This is a genomic window from Bacillus cereus group sp. MYBK5-2 (assembly GCF_051915685.1).
GTDB lineage: Bacteria > Bacillota > Bacilli > Bacillales > Bacillaceae_G > Bacillus_A > Bacillus_A cereus.
In genome coordinates this window covers 225,962-240,432 of the sequence record NZ_JBQAFE010000002.1, presented here as the reverse complement: position 1 = coordinate 240,432, position 14,471 = coordinate 225,962, and the positions used below count along the sequence as shown (strand labels likewise).

Sequence of the window (14,471 nt, the reverse complement as noted above, 5' to 3'; positions counted from 1 at the left end):
GGAGGTATAAGAAATGAAAGCAATGATAATTGATAGATATGGAAAAGTCCCAATGCGTATGGCAGAGGTACCTACTCCTGAAATAAATGAGTATGAAGTGCTCGCAGAAATTCATGCAGCTAGCATTAACCCAATTGATTTTAAAATACGCGACGGAAAAGTAAAAATGTTACTGAAATATGAAATGCCCCTAATCCTTGGTAACGACTTTGCCGGTGTCATCACGAAGGTTGGATCAAAAGTAACTCGTTTTAAAGTTGGTGATGAAATATATGCTCGTCCAAGAAAAAATAAGATTGGTACTTTCGCGGAGTATATAGCCATTCATGAAGATGATATAGCTTTAAAACCGAAAAATTTAAGTTTTGAGGAAGCTGCTTCGATTCCACTCGTTGGCTTAACATCATATCAAGCATTACATGACATCATGCAATTACAAAAAGGACAAAAGATTTTAATTCACGCTGGATCCGGTGGTGTTGGTACTTTCGCTATTCAGTTAGCAAAAATAATGGGTGCCATTGTTACAACGACTGCTAGTGAAGCTGGTGCGAATTTAGTAACGTCTCTTGGCGCAGATGAAATTATTAATTACAAAACAGAAAAATTTGAAGATATACTAAAAAATTATGATGCCGTATTTGATACAATCGGCGGTGCAACACTTGAAAAATCATTCAATATTATAAAAAGGGGAGGAAACATTGTTTCCGTTTCAGGCATGCCGAATGCTCGCTTCGGTAAAGAATTTGGTTCAGGATTCTTTAAAACTCTCTTATTTTCATTAGCCAGCAAAAAACTTACTGCACTTGAAAAAAAGCATAATGCTCAATATTCATTTTTATTTATGAAGCCAAGTGGGGATCAATTACGTACTATTGCAAACTATATTGAAGCTGGTGAAATCAAACCGGTAATCGATCGAGTTTTCCCTTTTGAAGATGCGCAAAAAGCAATGGAATATTCCGAGGCTGGAAGAGCAAAAGGAAAAATAATCGTAAAAATTAAGTAATAATAAAAACTCCATTTTTTTTAAAAATGGAGTTTTGTATTTGCTGTTAAATAGACATAGTGCAATGAAGTCCTTACAATAGATTGCAAGGGGAAATATTATATTATACTTTTAGTTAACTTTACAAAGAATATATACGTACAAATACATAATTTAAAATACAAAAAGGAGGAGATACAATGACTAAAAATAATGAAACAGGTTGGAATTTAGATAATAGTTATACGACTTTACCACAATCATTTTATACAGAAATCCCCCCTACTCCCGTAAGTTCACCGGAGTTAGTTAAACTAAACCATTCATTAGCGATATCTCTTGGCTTGACCCCTGAAGAACTGAAAAAGGAAGCTGAAATTGCTATTTTCGCTGGTAATGCACTCCCAGAAGGAGCTCATCCATTAGCTCAAGCATATGCTGGCCATCAATTCGGACATTTTAATATGTTAGGCGACGGTCGTGCTCTTTTAATTGGCGAACAAATTACTCCTTCAGGTGAGCGTTTCGATATTCAACTGAAAGGTTCTGGGCCTACTCCCTATTCACGCCGAGGAGATGGCCGTGCTGCACTCGGTCCGATGCTACGTGAATATATTATTAGCGAAGCAATGTATGCACTCGATATTCCAACTACCCGCAGTTTAGCAGTTGTCACAACCGGTGAACCAACCTATCGTGAAACAAAGTTACCTGGAGCAATTTTAACTAGAGTAGCTAGTAGCCATATTCGCGTCGGTACATTTCAATATGCTGCAGCTCGTGGTTCAATAGAGGACCTGAAATCACTAGCTGACTATACGATAAAAAGGCATTACCCAGAAATTGAATCTCATGAAAACCGATATACTGCATTACTACAAGAAGTCATTAAAAGACAAGCCAGTCTTATCGCAAAATGGCAACTTGTTGGATTTATTCACGGCGTAATGAACACTGACAATATAACGATCAGTGGCGAAACAATTGATTACGGTCCTTGTGCATTTATGGACAATTACGACCAAGGAACTGTATTTAGCTCTATTGACACACAAGGTCGTTATGCATATGGAAATCAACCATATATGGCCGCATGGGATCTAGCACGACTAGCTGAATCTTTAATACCAATTCTGCACGAAGATGAAGAAGAAGCATTAAAAATCGCTCAAGACGAAATTTCGAAATTTAGCGTACAGTATGAAAAACAGTGGTTCCTTGGAATGAAAAAGAAATTAGGACTATTTAGCAACGAAGAACAAGATCAATCACTTATTGAGCAACTTTTAAAAATGATGGAGAAATATAAAGCGGATTACACAAATACATTCCGTTCATTAACTCTTGATGCTATCGAAAATACAGCTCTATTTGAAAGTCCTGAATTTAAAGAATGGTACAAACTGTGGCAATCTCGATTAGAAAGACAAGAACAATCAAAAGAAAACGCCTACGAGATGATGAAAAATAATAACCCATCAATCATCCCGAGGAACCACCGTGTAGAAGAAGCACTAGAAGCAGCTGTTACAAATGACGACTATAGCGTAATGGAGCAACTTCTTGAAGCTTTATCAAACCCTTATGCGTATTCTACAGATCAAGAAGAATACTGCATTCCGCCTACACCGACGAATCGCCCTTATCGTACTTTTTGTGGGACTTGATTGTTTAATATGTAAAAAGGTGCGTTCATATAATTTGTGTGAACGCACCTTTTTATATCCCCCCACTCAACTAAAACTTTAAAATGCACATCCCCCGATGCCATTTCTTTAATCCAAAACAAATTCTACACTATTCCAATAGACTTACTCGTAAGCTTGTTAAACAAATATTGAGAAATATAAAACATCATTTCTAAATATTTTTATTTTTGATACTATATTTTATAAGAATATTCAAAAAGTGAGGGGATTTCATGAGCGTTCAACTACAAGGTAATGAACAAATTACAAAATTATTTAATGACTGGTATAGAGCTATGTTACAGCATCAAACTACCCATGCAACAAAAATAAAAAAAGATATTGAAAATACCATCTCTAATTCAGAAGAAGATACAAACCTACAATTGTATTATTCACTTTTTAATTTCAGATACAAAATTTTAACAGATGGTTTAAATATTAATAAAGATGATTTTAATAAAATTGATTCTTTCCCACTTCCAGAGAATGGGCTATTTTCTTATTATTATCATTTTTTTAAGGCTATTCACAATACAATTATTGGAAACTACAATGCAGCAAAACACCTTTTCGAGAACGCTAAAAAGCTGCTAATACACGTATCTGACGAACTAGAGAATGCTGAATTTAACTACCGCTTAGCTGCCTATTATTATCAAACATATCAACCACTAGTAGCAATCCAATCTACAAATGAAGCTAAAGCGATTTTTTCAAAACATATAAACTGTGAAATTAATGTTGCTTTGTGTGATAACATCTTTGGTTTATCTTGTATTGATTTAAAACAGTTTGAACAAGCTGAAATTAGACTTGATTCAGCATTAAATATTCTACAGAAGTATTCAGAGGAGACTTTATCATTAAGAGTACGACATAATTTAGCTTGGCTATATGCAAGTCAAAACCTTTCAGAGTTAGCAATGCGTCATATTTCAGAGGTTACAACTAAGCAACCAAATCACTTTAAAGCACTTTTTGTTGAAGCACGTGAATACTACAAGCTTGGAGAATATACCCAGGCTAAAGAACTTATAAAAAAAGGATTAAACATCTCAAATAAACTAGAAAACAAAGAGTTTCAATATCGTTTCATGATTTTAAGAGAACTAAATAATAAAACTTCTATAAATGATTTAGAAATGATAATTTTGGAAGGAATTTCTTACTTTAAAACAGAAAACCTTTGGGAATGTATACAAGAGTACACTGATGTTCTAGCAAATATGTTTTATGAAAAAGAAGACCATGTAAAAGCTAGTCAATACTTTTACATGGCCAATCAAGCAAGAAAAAAACATGAAGAAAAGGGAGCTTTGATATAATGAAAAAGATTAAATTGAGCATCATTGGCTTAGCTGTTATTAGCATCACAACTCTTGGGTTAAGCTTCACCTCAGAAACACCGAAAACACAGTTAGGATATGTAGCATTAAACATTGGGGACACCCCTGCACCACAAAGACCTGACCTTGTTCAATCCGTTGACGTAAGTAAAGACTACAACTCAACAACAACTGAAAAAGCACTTTAAAAAATGAAAGACCTTCAATTAAGAAGGTCTTTTTAAATACGCTTATTTAGAATATTTCTCTTTGATGTAGGCTTTATTTTCTCATCAACTCCGCAATCCTCTTACTCTCCTCACTACCAACTTTCTCAAGTTTCTCCACAACTAAATTCCGTCTCTCTACAGAATGATTTTGACTTAACTTCGCTTTTCCTTCTATTTTATTTATCTTTATTTTGAATCCAACTATTCCCTTACTTAATCCTGCCATATAATTCGGATCTACATCGTTTAATGAGTACGTGCTCTTTGAATCTTCATATGTATGTACTAATTCTTGAAGAGAGTCAATTAATTCCTGTTCATCCTCAACAATTTCTAATTCACCATATACATGCACTGCAACGTAATTCCATGTTGGTACTGCATTGTTTGTTTCATACCATAACGGAGAGATGTAACTATGTGGTCCTTGAAATATAGCTAGTACTTGCTGAGTCCCAATATCTTTCCACTGTTCATTCGGCCGTGCGAAGTGACCATGTAAAGTAAGGGTCTCCCTATTTAATAACAACGGCAAGTGCGTTGCATATGGTTCTCCGTTATGTTGAGAAAATAATGTCGCAAAGCTATTTTGTTCCATTATTTCGTACTTCATCTCTTCATCTTGTATTACGAAATATTTTGGTATGTACATAAGCTCCCTCTTTTCCGCTCTTTTCTATTTTATTTCCTATTATATTTAGTAACCGCATCAATCAACAGGGCCAGTTTGTATTTGTTTTATAATGGCAGCTTTCTATTTCAAAACAATAGGCAGCATGTATTCCATGCTACCTTAGTTTATTTTTTCTAATATATTTGTAATAAATACGGTCTTATCCTCAATATAACTAGATCGATTTTTCGACTCTCTTGCTAACTCTTCCTTCAAGTTTCCATACTCATTAGCTACTTCAGTATGTTCACGAAGGTAATCTCGAAACGCTATATGCCTTCTCAACTCTTCACTATTTTTATCACACACATATAAATGATGTTCCATCCAAACTGTATTTCCCTCGTTCCATGGAACGAACATATCCTTTCTTCCAAATGCCTCTCTTCCTTTAAAGCTCCATTCTAACTGATGATAGTACCCTATCTTCTCAAGTTTTTTTACTACCTCATGAAAAATTTCGTACTCTTCTATTACAACATCAATATCTAGTATTGGTTTTGATGCAAGCCCTTTAACAGATGTACTCCCAACATGTTCAATGGATAAAATGCTGTCTTCCATCACATCGTTAATGAGAGTTTGTAGCTTATTAAATTCACTTTCCCATTTGATGTTATATTCTTCGATAGTAATTCTCTGTTTCAACGTATCCCTCTCCTCAAAAGCAATTATAATCTTTGAATATGAGTATCCTTAAAATCCGTCTCATATTTCAATCCATATCCAAACATTCGATCCATTCCAATATGTGCTGTCCATATTAAGCCAATCATTATAACGGTATCTATCTTAAAATAGACACCTATTAGAACAATTAATATGGATATGATATATGTATGACATACGTTATATATTTTCGCACCAACGTGATTATTGATCCCATACGCTAACATGGATAAATCCGGCGCTAAAAGGAATACAAAAAATATAATCCAACTAAACTCATATATTGAATACATATAAATCGTGGCTAAAAATACAACCATTCCTTCAAAATGTACAATACGTTTTTGCATTATTTATCATTCCTATTTTTCTATATTTATTGATACATTTTCATCGCTGAAAGTGTTCTTTGCATTTTTTGACCAGATGGTTGCTAATATTGGCCCTGCAATGTTATGCCATACTGCCGCTAATACACTTGGGAGTGCAGCAGCCGGTCCAAAATGCAAAATACTTTCCAGCTATATTACTTATCGCTTCTAGTACTTTCATCCACTCAGCCCCTATCTTTTAATTGAAATACCTTATTCGGATTCAAAATATTTTGCGGATCAAGAGCTTTCTTTATTTTCTCCATTACAAATAATGCCGCCCCATGTTCTTCTTCTTGATACTTTCGTTTTCCGATTCCAACGCCATGTTCTCCTGTACACGTTCCTCCTCGTTTAAGAGCATACAAAACGATACTTTCGTTTATTTCGTCTGCCTTCTTTACTTCCTCTTTATCATTTGCGTCAATCATTAAGAGTACATGGAAATTCCCATCCCCAACATGACCGAGAATACCACCAATAAGGCCTACTTTATCTAATACCTCTTTCGCATGTTGAATTGCGCCAGCTAATTCCGAAATCGGCACACATACGTCTGTACTCATTAGCTTTTTACCAGGATAACTATGCACGTAAGAGTACGCTAAGTTATGTCTTGCATCCCACAGTTTATTTCTCGCTGCTGTTTCCATCTCAAACGCAATTTTTATACATTTATGATCAAGAACGATTTCTTTCGTAAATTCAATATCTTGCTTTAACCCTGCTTCATTGCCGTGAAACTCTAAAAACAGTGTCGGTTCTTCTCTGTAACTTGTTTCATTGTAATGATTTACTTGTTTCATAGATAATTCATCAACGAGTTCAATTCTCGCGATTGGAATACCTGCCTGTAATATGTTAATTACAGCTTCTACTGCATCATTTATAGTTGGAAACGATGCCCTCGCAGCCATAACATGTTCTGGTATACCGTATACTTTTAAAGTTAACTCCGTGAAACATCCAAGTGTTCCTTCTGATCCTACGAAAATACCATTTAAATGATAACCTGATGATGACTTCACCGCTAAATTCCCGGTATGTATTACTCCTCCATCAGCAAGAACGACTTCTAAATCTCGAACTTGATCACGCATTACACCATACTTTACCGCTGTCGTTCCGCTCGCATTTGTAGCAGCCATTCCTCCTAACGTTGCATCAGCTCCTGGGTCTACACTAAAAAATAATCCATACTTTTTCAATTCTTTATTAAGCTGAGAGCGCGTCACCCCTGGCTGTACTCTCACAAGAAAATCCTTTTCTCTTATTTCAAGTATTTTGTTCATAAGAGAAAAGTCCATTGTAATTCCTTTTTCGTAAGGAATTACATGTCCCTCTAAACTGGACCCTACTCCAAATGGAACGACAGCTGTTCCGTGCTGACTCGCTATTTTCATTATCGCGCTAACTTCTTCGGTCGTTTTTGGAAAAACAACTACATCAGGTAAACTACTAACGTGGTAAGATTCATCTTTACTATGTAACTCTCGTACTGTCATATTTATTACTACTCGATCTTCAGGAAGTATGCCTTTTAATTCATTTACTACATGTTCAATTGTTATTTCCATAATCAACTCTCCTTTTTAATTTTAAAACAAGTATACCATCTTTATACAAAATAATTAGAAAAATAAGATTTTTTAACCTGAACATACAAAAAAGAACCCGCAGCACACGCTACAAGTTCTTTTTCACTACATTTTAAACGATTTCTTTACTAACAACATAAACCAAATTAAAGTAACTGCCATCAACGAATGAGAAAACCCTACAATATAAGTTAACCCTTTAAAGTCAGCTCCATTTAACTGAAGAAGCCCTCTCGCTGCTAGCGAACCTAACATTAATGTTAATGCAATGTTATGTAAAACAAACCACTTATTAAACCCTTTCACTTCATGAAACGCGAATACTTTTGCTAATCCTAAAGCAATTAAAAAGAAGAAAAAGCCAAGTACAAGTGTATGTGTATGCAAAAGATTTAACAAAGTAGATCCTAAAATCCCTTTATACTTACCATACTCCCTAGCGAAAATCCCTGATAATAAACCGATAATCAAATACGTAAACGATGCATTATATAATTTCTTCATTATGTACCTCCTTGAGTAGAATGTGTAGTGTGTCATATTTAGTAATAATGATAGTTATATAGTAAAAACTCCTAGTCACCTAGGAGTCATTGTATAAGTATCTCACTCTTTACAATCAATCCTAATTATAAAATATCTCTCTATACAAAACAAACGAACTTTATGTGAACAAACACCCCCATTAAAATATGTTGCACTTTTGTTTTACACAATCCATACTAATTGTTATAACTTTTTAAAGGTGGTGTAATAATTGATAGTTCTTGAAACCGAACGTCTAAATCTTCGTTGGTTTGATATAAAAGACGCTTCTTTTATTCTTGAGTTAGTAAACGATCCTGCATGGATTCAGTTTATCGGTGACAAAGGGGTTAGAAACTTAGAAGATGCAAAAAATTATATTGTAAACGGTCCCATCGATATGTATAACAAACTCGGATTTGGCCTTTACTTAGTAGAACGAAAAGAAGATCTCACTCCACTTGGTATGTGTGGCCTTATTAAAAGAGATTCATTAGAAGACGTTGATATCGGATTTGCCTTTTTAGAAACATTCCGTTCAAAAGGATATGGCTACGAGTCAGCTTCTGCGATAATCGAATACGGTGTACAAAAGCTCGGCATGAAACGAATTGTAGCAATTACTTCTATAGATAACATCGCCTCAGGAAAGCTTTTAGAAAAAGTAGGATTACGATTTGAGAAAATCATTTCAGATTCAGGAGAAGATTTAAAATTATTTGGGTATAACGCATAGTAAAGAAGGTCGCCGTGAATGGTGACCTTCTTTACTATTTTACTGATCTCGTCATAATACTTTTAGTTCCATTATAGTTTTGCAGTAATTCTTGTGATTACTACTATGCCTTTCATATCACATTTTTTGGAAATTCATAGAAATAAAACTTTCACATTTAAATAAATTATATTAATATATCAAATAAAGAAAGTGAGAATAAATGGAACAACCGCTATTTTTATTATTTCTTCAATTCATTGCATTCATATTAATCATTTGTATCGTATATGGAATGTTGTACAATACCGTATTAAATTTAAATATGCCTAAATGGACTGCACATATAGTAGCTACGGTCTTTTCCCTTGGTATTACCTATCAAGCTTTTATAAATTTTATTTGAAAAACTTTTGTAGCAATTACTTCTATTGTTGATGCAGTAAAGCTTTTAGAAAAAGCAGGATTGCAATTTGAGAGGGTTATTTCAAGATCAGAAAACGTAACCATTTTTTATAAAGTCTTTCCAGCGCAAAATAGTGAAGAAGTTAGTTCCGCTGAAAGTGTGTTTGCATAAAAAGAAATGAATTTAATTGATGCTACAAAAATTTTATTTTAATTCTGGTTCTATTGTTTGGAATCGTTCTAGGGTACCATTTGTGTGGACTTTAAAAATTTTCATTTGCGCACCAAAATGTTGCGTTAAGTAAAATGTATCACCAGTTATTAAATTTCCAATCTTCCAATCAGGTTGATATGTACTTTCCATGGAACTTTCTAAATCCCCAATCATTATTAAATTGATATATAATGAAGATGAACTACTCAACATTTTCGTTAAAGATAGTCTATCAACCTCTAACTACCTAATGAACTCAAGTAAACACATCTTCAGTCATTTTAAGAGGTACAAAAGGCACCCTTTCGGGTGATTTTTGTATAAAAATTCTATTTTTTTATATTCGATACCAACCACGAACCTTTTTAAAATAATAGTATCATTATGTCTCCTTTTTAGAGATTATTTTTAATTACCTTGAATTTTTTGCACCAGAACCGGAAAATCCCTGACTACTCGAAATATCAACTATCAGGTGCTAATATTCAATAACGCGTACTGAAAATGATTAAACATTTTTATAAACCAGTGGAACATTTAAGAAATCAATTTTTCTCTTATCGAAATTTAATTAGCTTACAGTAATACAGTGGTCATATATTTTTAAGAATAACGGAAGAATATATAGAAATGGCTACAGAAATGTGAAGTTTAATTAATTTAGGAGGAACAAACTTGTTTAATCAGCTTGTAAAAGTTATACCGAATTTATTTACGATTGGAAATTTATTGTGCGGTGTTTTCTCAATCACCTTGAATATGAGTGAATATTTAGGAGCAGCCTCCATTCTCATTTTCTTTTCAGCTGTTTTAGATTTTCTTGATGGAAGAATTGCAAGAAAATTAAAAGTGAACAGTGAGTTTGGCGTAGAATTGGATTCCTTAGCTGATATTGTTAGTTTCGGCGTCGCTCCTGCGCTTTTATTTCATACGATAGCAACACCTTCTATTTTAACTTCTTTGGCATTTATCCTATTCCCAACAATGGGTGCTTTAAGATTAGCTAAATTTAGTATTAAACCAACTATTGGATATTTTAAGGGATTACCTATTCCAGCTGCAGGATTATCATTGGCTGGTATGGCATTGTTTTCATATAGTAATGCATGGATTACTTTAATCCTCGCCCTCTTAATGGTAAGTCCCATTAGGTTTAAAAAATTTTAATGAAGGTCACGCCCAACGCCATTAAGGAGCATTTTAAATGGATTTAACGCGTCAATAAGTATAAAAAAGCGGGACAATAATATTAAATTAGGTGCCCTTCGAAAAATTAAAACCTTGTATTTATGGCTATTGGGTTAATCCATCGATATGTTATTCTGAAACGTCAGTCCACTTTTAACAGGAGCTCCCTTTATCAAGAGAGCTCCTGTTCTTATTTCTTCTTCTTTTCTGTCGGTTGGCTTTGTTTAGCAAAATTAGATGAATCATCAAAATTTGGTTGCTTTTTACCAGCATTATTACTTCTACCTTTTCCCATATGTAATGCACCTCCCCTCCCCCTTACTATTCCCAATAAAAAAATTCTCTTGCATCCAAGAGAATTTTAAATTGGGTTCTTATTGATAATACCTAAGTACTTCCAACACTGCCATTCCATAAAAGATGGATCCAATGTTAAATTATTTAATGCTAAAACAAATATTACATTTTCATATTTAACTGGATAATCAATTAATAATCCTAATGTATTTCCTGAATCTGCGACAATTATGATTCCCTTTTCTAACACGTCATCTATAACTTCTTTTAATTATTCTTACCTAGCATATAATATTTTCCTACACATTGAGATTGCATGTTGTATAAGGAAGCCCTTCTTCTTTCCATGCAAGAAATCCTCCCTTTAAATTCACTACTTCCTTTATACCAGCTCTTTGTAAAATACTAGCTGCTATAGCGGAACGTAATCCGGTTCGACATTGCAAAACTATTGGAAAATCTTTCGGTATATAATCTAGTTGTTCAAATAGATTACCTAAAGTGATATGTATTGCATCATGAAGGTGTCCTTCCTCCCACTCTTTTTTACTACGCACATCGATAACCTTAACGCTTCCACCTTTTATATGCGGATATAATTCAATCGATGTTTTTTCTTTGTAACTTTCAAATCTATCAAGTCTTTGTATTACTTTTAAGGGTGCAAAAGCAATAATATTATCTAACCCAATAGATTCAAATTCTCTAATAACTGCCTCTACTTTAACCTTTTCCTCATCTAGAATTATTAAAGTTTCTTTTTTATAATCTAATAACCATCCACACCAAGTTGTGAAAGAATTGTTATAAGGTATGTTAATTGACTTCTCGATATGACCTGCAGCAAAACTCTCTACATCCCTTATATCAACTATTTGATAAACGCTCTTCAAAATTTCTTGAAGTTCTTCTACTGTATTAATAGCAGTACTTTTTCTCTTCTTACGAATTGGCGGACCATACTTATTTAAATTCTTCATTAATGAAAAATACTTTGGAGGCTCTGGCTGTCCCGTCAATAAAGTCGATATAAAATCACTTTCTTCATTACACCGAAATGCCCAATTGAACATCTTTTCATAACCTAATGTAGAAGTTGGAATTGCTCCTAATGCTTTTCCACATGCGCTTCCCGCACCATGTGATGGCCATATTTGCAAATAATCAGGAAGTATTTTTATTTTTTGTATAGAATCAAATAATTGTTTCGCTCCTATTTTTGCAGTATCTTTAATACCGACTGCAGTTTCTAATAAATCCGGTCTTCCTATATCTCCTACAAATATAAAATCACCTGTGAATATTCCTATCGGTTTATCATTCGTATAATTATTTTGACTTGTATCAGTTACTAAAAAAGAAATACTTTCAGGCGTATGCCCTGGGGTGTGAATTACATTAAATTTTATATGACCTACTTTAAACTCTGTGCCCTCTCTAACCAATTTGTATCGACCTTCGTTAAGATATTGATATTTCCAATCACAATCTCCTTCATCAGATACATATAAATTTACATGGTAAAGATTAGAAAGTTCTCTAGACCCAGAAAGAAAATCAGCATGAATATGAGTCTCAGCCGCAGCAATTACTTCCATCCCCTCTTTCTTAGCAAATTCTATATATTGTTCTATATAGCGACTAGGATCAATAACGATTGCTACGCCTTCTTTCTGACAACCGACTAAATAGGAAGCATGTGCTAATTTTTCATCATAAAAATATTTTAAAAGCATAGCTATTCCCTCCAATTAGTTATTTCAAATTAATTTTCAATTTTTGTAACCACTTTTTATCTTCTCCTATAGAATCCCTTTCAACATTAAATTCCAATACATATATGGCAACATATATCTTTTAAGTAAAAACATACTATACCGTTCTTTCGCTTGATTAAATGGAAACGTTTCTTGAGGCTCATGTTCATAGTTAAATTCAGCAAGTATAAGACTTTTATATCCTGTAACAATCGGACATGATGTATATCCATCATATTTAGCCTGTAAATCTCTTCCGCTAAGTACGTCCATAATATTTTGTTTTAAGACGGGTATTTGTTTTCGAATTGCTGCTCCAGTTTTAGAGGTAGGTAAATTGGTACAATCTCCAAGTCCAAAAATATTTTTATATTGCACATGCTGCAAAGTATAAGGGCTTATATCTACCCACCCCTGATGATCACTTATCTCACTCTCTTTAATAAAATTAGGTGGCCCCATTGGCGGAACAACATGTATCATACTATATGGTACGGTTTCTCTTTTTAGTGTTTGCGTATCTTCAAAAATTGCCTCTCTCTTTTCGGCGATAATTTCCACTAGATTTTTATTATAATTCGTTATAATTTGCTTTCTTTCTAGTACTTGTTCTAAAGTATTTGCATATCGTGGAACCTGAAATATGTTATTGTTTGCAGAATAAAATATTACTTTACTTCTGTTTCTTACACCACTATTACAAAAATACTCCTCTGCTAAGTACATAATTTTTTGTGGAGCACCACCGCATTTAATAGGAGTATTAGGGTGGGTAAAAAGCGCATTTCCTCCTTTAAATTTTTCGATTTCTCTCCAAGTAGAATCAACATATGTATAAGAATAATTGCTACATACCCCATTAGTGCCAATAGACTCTTTTAAGCCTTTAATACTGTCCCAATTTATTTGGATACCAGCTGCTACAATAAGAATTTCATACTCAAGTAGCAGTCCGTCATCTAAAAGTATCTTATTTTCAGATGGAAATAACTCAACAACACTTTTAGGGATCCACGTTGCCCCTTTTGGAATAAGCGATTCCTGATTACGCATCGTACTTTCCTTTGAAACAATTCCTCCCCCCACTAAACTCCATAGTGGCTGAAAGTAATGTTTTTTTGATGGATCAATAATTGCTATACTTTCTTTCAATAGGGGTACATTTCGTAATAAATGTGCAGTAGAAGATAGTCCTGCTGTCCCAGCACCAATTACAATAATTTTATAACTATCTCTGGTCTTCATTATCCTCTTCCTATCTAAAATTGATTTTTAAATTAACTAATTAGTAGCCATTTTTTCATCGTAGTAACATGATTATAAGTTAAAAACATCATAGTTTTATCTGATTTAAATGAAAATTTTGTTAATTTCACCATCAACATTACTATATGCGTAAATCCCCTATGTTACTTCCATATTTTAGTTTTAATATTAAAATTAAATATTATTATATAAAATAAAAATAATGCATTAAAATACTTTTCATGAATCCGGATAAGTAATGTTTAAAAAACAACATCTAACATCTTAGATGTTAAAATAAACAAATTCACATACTTCACAAATATGAAAAGTATTAAATATCGCTTAAGTTTCGTTACCTTTTTCTGTATATATTGATAAAAAATTGTGAAATTTTATCGCATTATGCAAGACATTTAATATCAAATATATTACTTTTACTATGAACTAAATGGTTTATAGGGCTTTTCTAAATAAACAAGGTGCTAAATTAATTCTTAAGAAGCCATTATCATTGCATTTATCTAAAAATTTAAAAAATACACACAGATGGATATCATCTTAAATACATATATAA

At 33.4% G+C, this 14,471-nt stretch carries 16 protein-coding genes and 1 pseudogene; 7 read left to right on the top strand and 10 right to left on the bottom strand.

Annotation, left to right across the window (positions count from 1 at the left end; all coding sequences use genetic code 11):
* Nucleotides 1-13 precede the first annotated feature (13 nt).
* The 4 genes from ACTFP3_RS09475 (at nucleotide 14) to ACTFP3_RS09460 (ending at nucleotide 4,216) form a co-directional block, all read left to right on the top strand.
* Nucleotides 14-1,012, top strand: coding sequence for an NADP-dependent oxidoreductase (locus ACTFP3_RS09475; RefSeq protein ID WP_000646436.1), 999 nt, complete (start codon nucleotides 14-16; stop codon nucleotides 1,010-1,012).
* Between the two features lie 179 nt (nucleotides 1,013-1,191).
* Nucleotides 1,192-2,658 (top strand): protein adenylyltransferase SelO, encoded by a 1,467-nt coding sequence (locus tag ACTFP3_RS09470; protein ID WP_098212543.1) that lies wholly within the window; start codon nucleotides 1,192-1,194, stop codon nucleotides 2,656-2,658.
* Nucleotides 2,659-2,912: 254 nt separating this feature from the next.
* Nucleotides 2,913-4,007, top strand: a complete 1,095-nt coding sequence (locus ACTFP3_RS09465) for a hypothetical protein (RefSeq protein ID WP_440010182.1) — start codon at nucleotides 2,913-2,915, stop codon at nucleotides 4,005-4,007.
* Nucleotides 4,007-4,216 (top strand): hypothetical protein, encoded by a 210-nt coding sequence (locus ACTFP3_RS09460; RefSeq protein ID WP_000721431.1) that lies wholly within the window; start codon nucleotides 4,007-4,009, stop codon nucleotides 4,214-4,216. The genes ACTFP3_RS09465 and ACTFP3_RS09460 overlap by 1 nt, the downstream gene beginning before the upstream one ends.
* Before the next feature lie 73 nt (nucleotides 4,217-4,289).
* On the opposite strand, the gene ACTFP3_RS09455 is transcribed toward ACTFP3_RS09460, so the two are convergent.
* The 6 genes and pseudogenes from ACTFP3_RS09455 to ACTFP3_RS09430 form a co-directional block, all read right to left on the bottom strand.
* The gene (locus tag ACTFP3_RS09455; protein ID WP_000275839.1) at nucleotides 4,290-4,889 is read right to left on the bottom strand and encodes an FMN-binding negative transcriptional regulator; all 600 of its coding nucleotides are present in this window, start codon (nucleotides 4,887-4,889) and stop codon (nucleotides 4,290-4,292) included.
* Between the two features lie 141 nt (nucleotides 4,890-5,030).
* Nucleotides 5,031-5,558, bottom strand: coding sequence for a GrpB family protein (locus ACTFP3_RS09450; RefSeq protein WP_440010180.1), 528 nt, complete (start codon nucleotides 5,556-5,558; stop codon nucleotides 5,031-5,033).
* Nucleotides 5,559-5,581: 23 nt separating this feature from the next.
* A complete protein-coding gene (locus tag ACTFP3_RS09445) occupies nucleotides 5,582-5,929 on the bottom strand; it encodes a DUF4260 domain-containing protein (RefSeq protein WP_001172063.1) in 348 nt (115 codons plus the stop codon).
* Nucleotides 5,930-5,941: 12 nt separating this feature from the next.
* Nucleotides 5,942-6,085: pseudogene (locus tag ACTFP3_RS09440) on the bottom strand (bile acid:sodium symporter family protein); the annotation flags it as partial.
* 50 nt (nucleotides 6,086-6,135) lie between these two features.
* Nucleotides 6,136-7,527, bottom strand: a complete 1,392-nt coding sequence (locus ACTFP3_RS09435; protein ID WP_000406583.1) for an FAD-binding oxidoreductase — start codon at nucleotides 7,525-7,527, stop codon at nucleotides 6,136-6,138.
* A 126-nt stretch (nucleotides 7,528-7,653) separates the two neighbouring features.
* Nucleotides 7,654-8,052 carry a DUF2871 family protein gene (locus ACTFP3_RS09430; protein WP_000737893.1) on the bottom strand — a complete coding sequence of 133 codons (399 nt, stop codon included), beginning with the start codon at nucleotides 8,050-8,052 and terminating at the stop codon, nucleotides 7,654-7,656.
* Nucleotides 8,053-8,305: 253 nt separating this feature from the next.
* Here ACTFP3_RS09430 and ACTFP3_RS09425 point away from each other — a divergent pair, with 253 nt between their 5' ends.
* Nucleotides 8,306-8,809 carry a GNAT family N-acetyltransferase gene (locus tag ACTFP3_RS09425; RefSeq protein WP_000636213.1) on the top strand — a complete coding sequence of 168 codons (504 nt, stop codon included), beginning with the start codon at nucleotides 8,306-8,308 and terminating at the stop codon, nucleotides 8,807-8,809.
* 202 nt (nucleotides 8,810-9,011) lie between these two features.
* The gene (locus ACTFP3_RS09420) at nucleotides 9,012-9,194 is read left to right on the top strand and encodes a hypothetical protein (RefSeq protein WP_440010176.1); all 183 of its coding nucleotides are present in this window, start codon (nucleotides 9,012-9,014) and stop codon (nucleotides 9,192-9,194) included.
* A 204-nt stretch (nucleotides 9,195-9,398) separates the two neighbouring features.
* Here the strand turns inward: ACTFP3_RS09420 and ACTFP3_RS09415 are convergent, their stop codons facing one another.
* The gene (locus tag ACTFP3_RS09415; RefSeq protein ID WP_002000399.1) at nucleotides 9,399-9,581 is read right to left on the bottom strand and encodes a DUF5065 family protein; all 183 of its coding nucleotides are present in this window, start codon (nucleotides 9,579-9,581) and stop codon (nucleotides 9,399-9,401) included.
* Between the two features lie 501 nt (nucleotides 9,582-10,082).
* Between ACTFP3_RS09415 and pssA the strand changes: the two genes are divergently transcribed.
* Nucleotides 10,083-10,574: a CDP-diacylglycerol--serine O-phosphatidyltransferase gene (gene pssA / locus ACTFP3_RS09410; protein WP_000483080.1), complete on the top strand. Its 492-nt coding sequence runs from the start codon at nucleotides 10,083-10,085 to the stop codon at nucleotides 10,572-10,574.
* 382 nt (nucleotides 10,575-10,956) lie between these two features.
* Here the strand turns inward: pssA and ACTFP3_RS09405 are convergent, their stop codons facing one another.
* The 3 genes from ACTFP3_RS09405 to ACTFP3_RS09395 all read right to left on the bottom strand — a co-directional run bounded on the left by ACTFP3_RS09405 (nucleotide 10,957) and on the right by ACTFP3_RS09395 (nucleotide 13,894).
* Complete coding sequence (locus ACTFP3_RS09405; protein WP_000890300.1) at nucleotides 10,957-11,142, bottom strand: hypothetical protein; 186 nt, start codon at nucleotides 11,140-11,142, stop codon at nucleotides 10,957-10,959.
* 49 nt (nucleotides 11,143-11,191) lie between these two features.
* The gene (locus ACTFP3_RS09400; protein WP_000925326.1) at nucleotides 11,192-12,628 is read right to left on the bottom strand and encodes an MBL fold metallo-hydrolase; all 1,437 of its coding nucleotides are present in this window, start codon (nucleotides 12,626-12,628) and stop codon (nucleotides 11,192-11,194) included.
* Between the two features lie 66 nt (nucleotides 12,629-12,694).
* Nucleotides 12,695-13,894 (bottom strand): FAD/NAD(P)-binding oxidoreductase, encoded by a 1,200-nt coding sequence (locus ACTFP3_RS09395; protein ID WP_000857313.1) that lies wholly within the window; start codon nucleotides 13,892-13,894, stop codon nucleotides 12,695-12,697.
* Nucleotides 13,895-14,471 lie beyond the last annotated feature (577 nt).

Coding starts and splice junctions, on each gene's coding strand:
- ACTFP3_RS09430 (WP_000737893.1), bottom strand. CDS start 8,052: ATGAAGAAATTATATAATGCATCGTTTACGTATTTGATTATCGGTTTA.
- ACTFP3_RS09420 (WP_440010176.1), top strand. CDS start 9,012: ATGGAACAACCGCTATTTTTATTATTTCTTCAATTCATTGCATTCATA.
- ACTFP3_RS09460 (WP_000721431.1), top strand. CDS start 4,007: ATGAAAAAGATTAAATTGAGCATCATTGGCTTAGCTGTTATTAGCATC.
- ACTFP3_RS09455 (WP_000275839.1), bottom strand. CDS start 4,889: ATGTACATACCAAAATATTTCGTAATACAAGATGAAGAGATGAAGTAC.
- ACTFP3_RS09415 (WP_002000399.1), bottom strand. CDS start 9,581: ATGATTGGGGATTTAGAAAGTTCCATGGAAAGTACATATCAACCTGAT.
- ACTFP3_RS09465 (WP_440010182.1), top strand. CDS start 2,913: ATGAGCGTTCAACTACAAGGTAATGAACAAATTACAAAATTATTTAAT.
- ACTFP3_RS09435 (WP_000406583.1), bottom strand. CDS start 7,527: ATGGAAATAACAATTGAACATGTAGTAAATGAATTAAAAGGCATACTT.
- ACTFP3_RS09470 (WP_098212543.1), top strand. CDS start 1,192: ATGACTAAAAATAATGAAACAGGTTGGAATTTAGATAATAGTTATACG.
- ACTFP3_RS09400 (WP_000925326.1), bottom strand. CDS start 12,628: ATGCTTTTAAAATATTTTTATGATGAAAAATTAGCACATGCTTCCTAT.
- ACTFP3_RS09445 (WP_001172063.1), bottom strand. CDS start 5,929: ATGCAAAAACGTATTGTACATTTTGAAGGAATGGTTGTATTTTTAGCC.
- ACTFP3_RS09395 (WP_000857313.1), bottom strand. CDS start 13,894: ATGAAGACCAGAGATAGTTATAAAATTATTGTAATTGGTGCTGGGACA.
- ACTFP3_RS09475 (WP_000646436.1), top strand. CDS start 14: ATGAAAGCAATGATAATTGATAGATATGGAAAAGTCCCAATGCGTATG.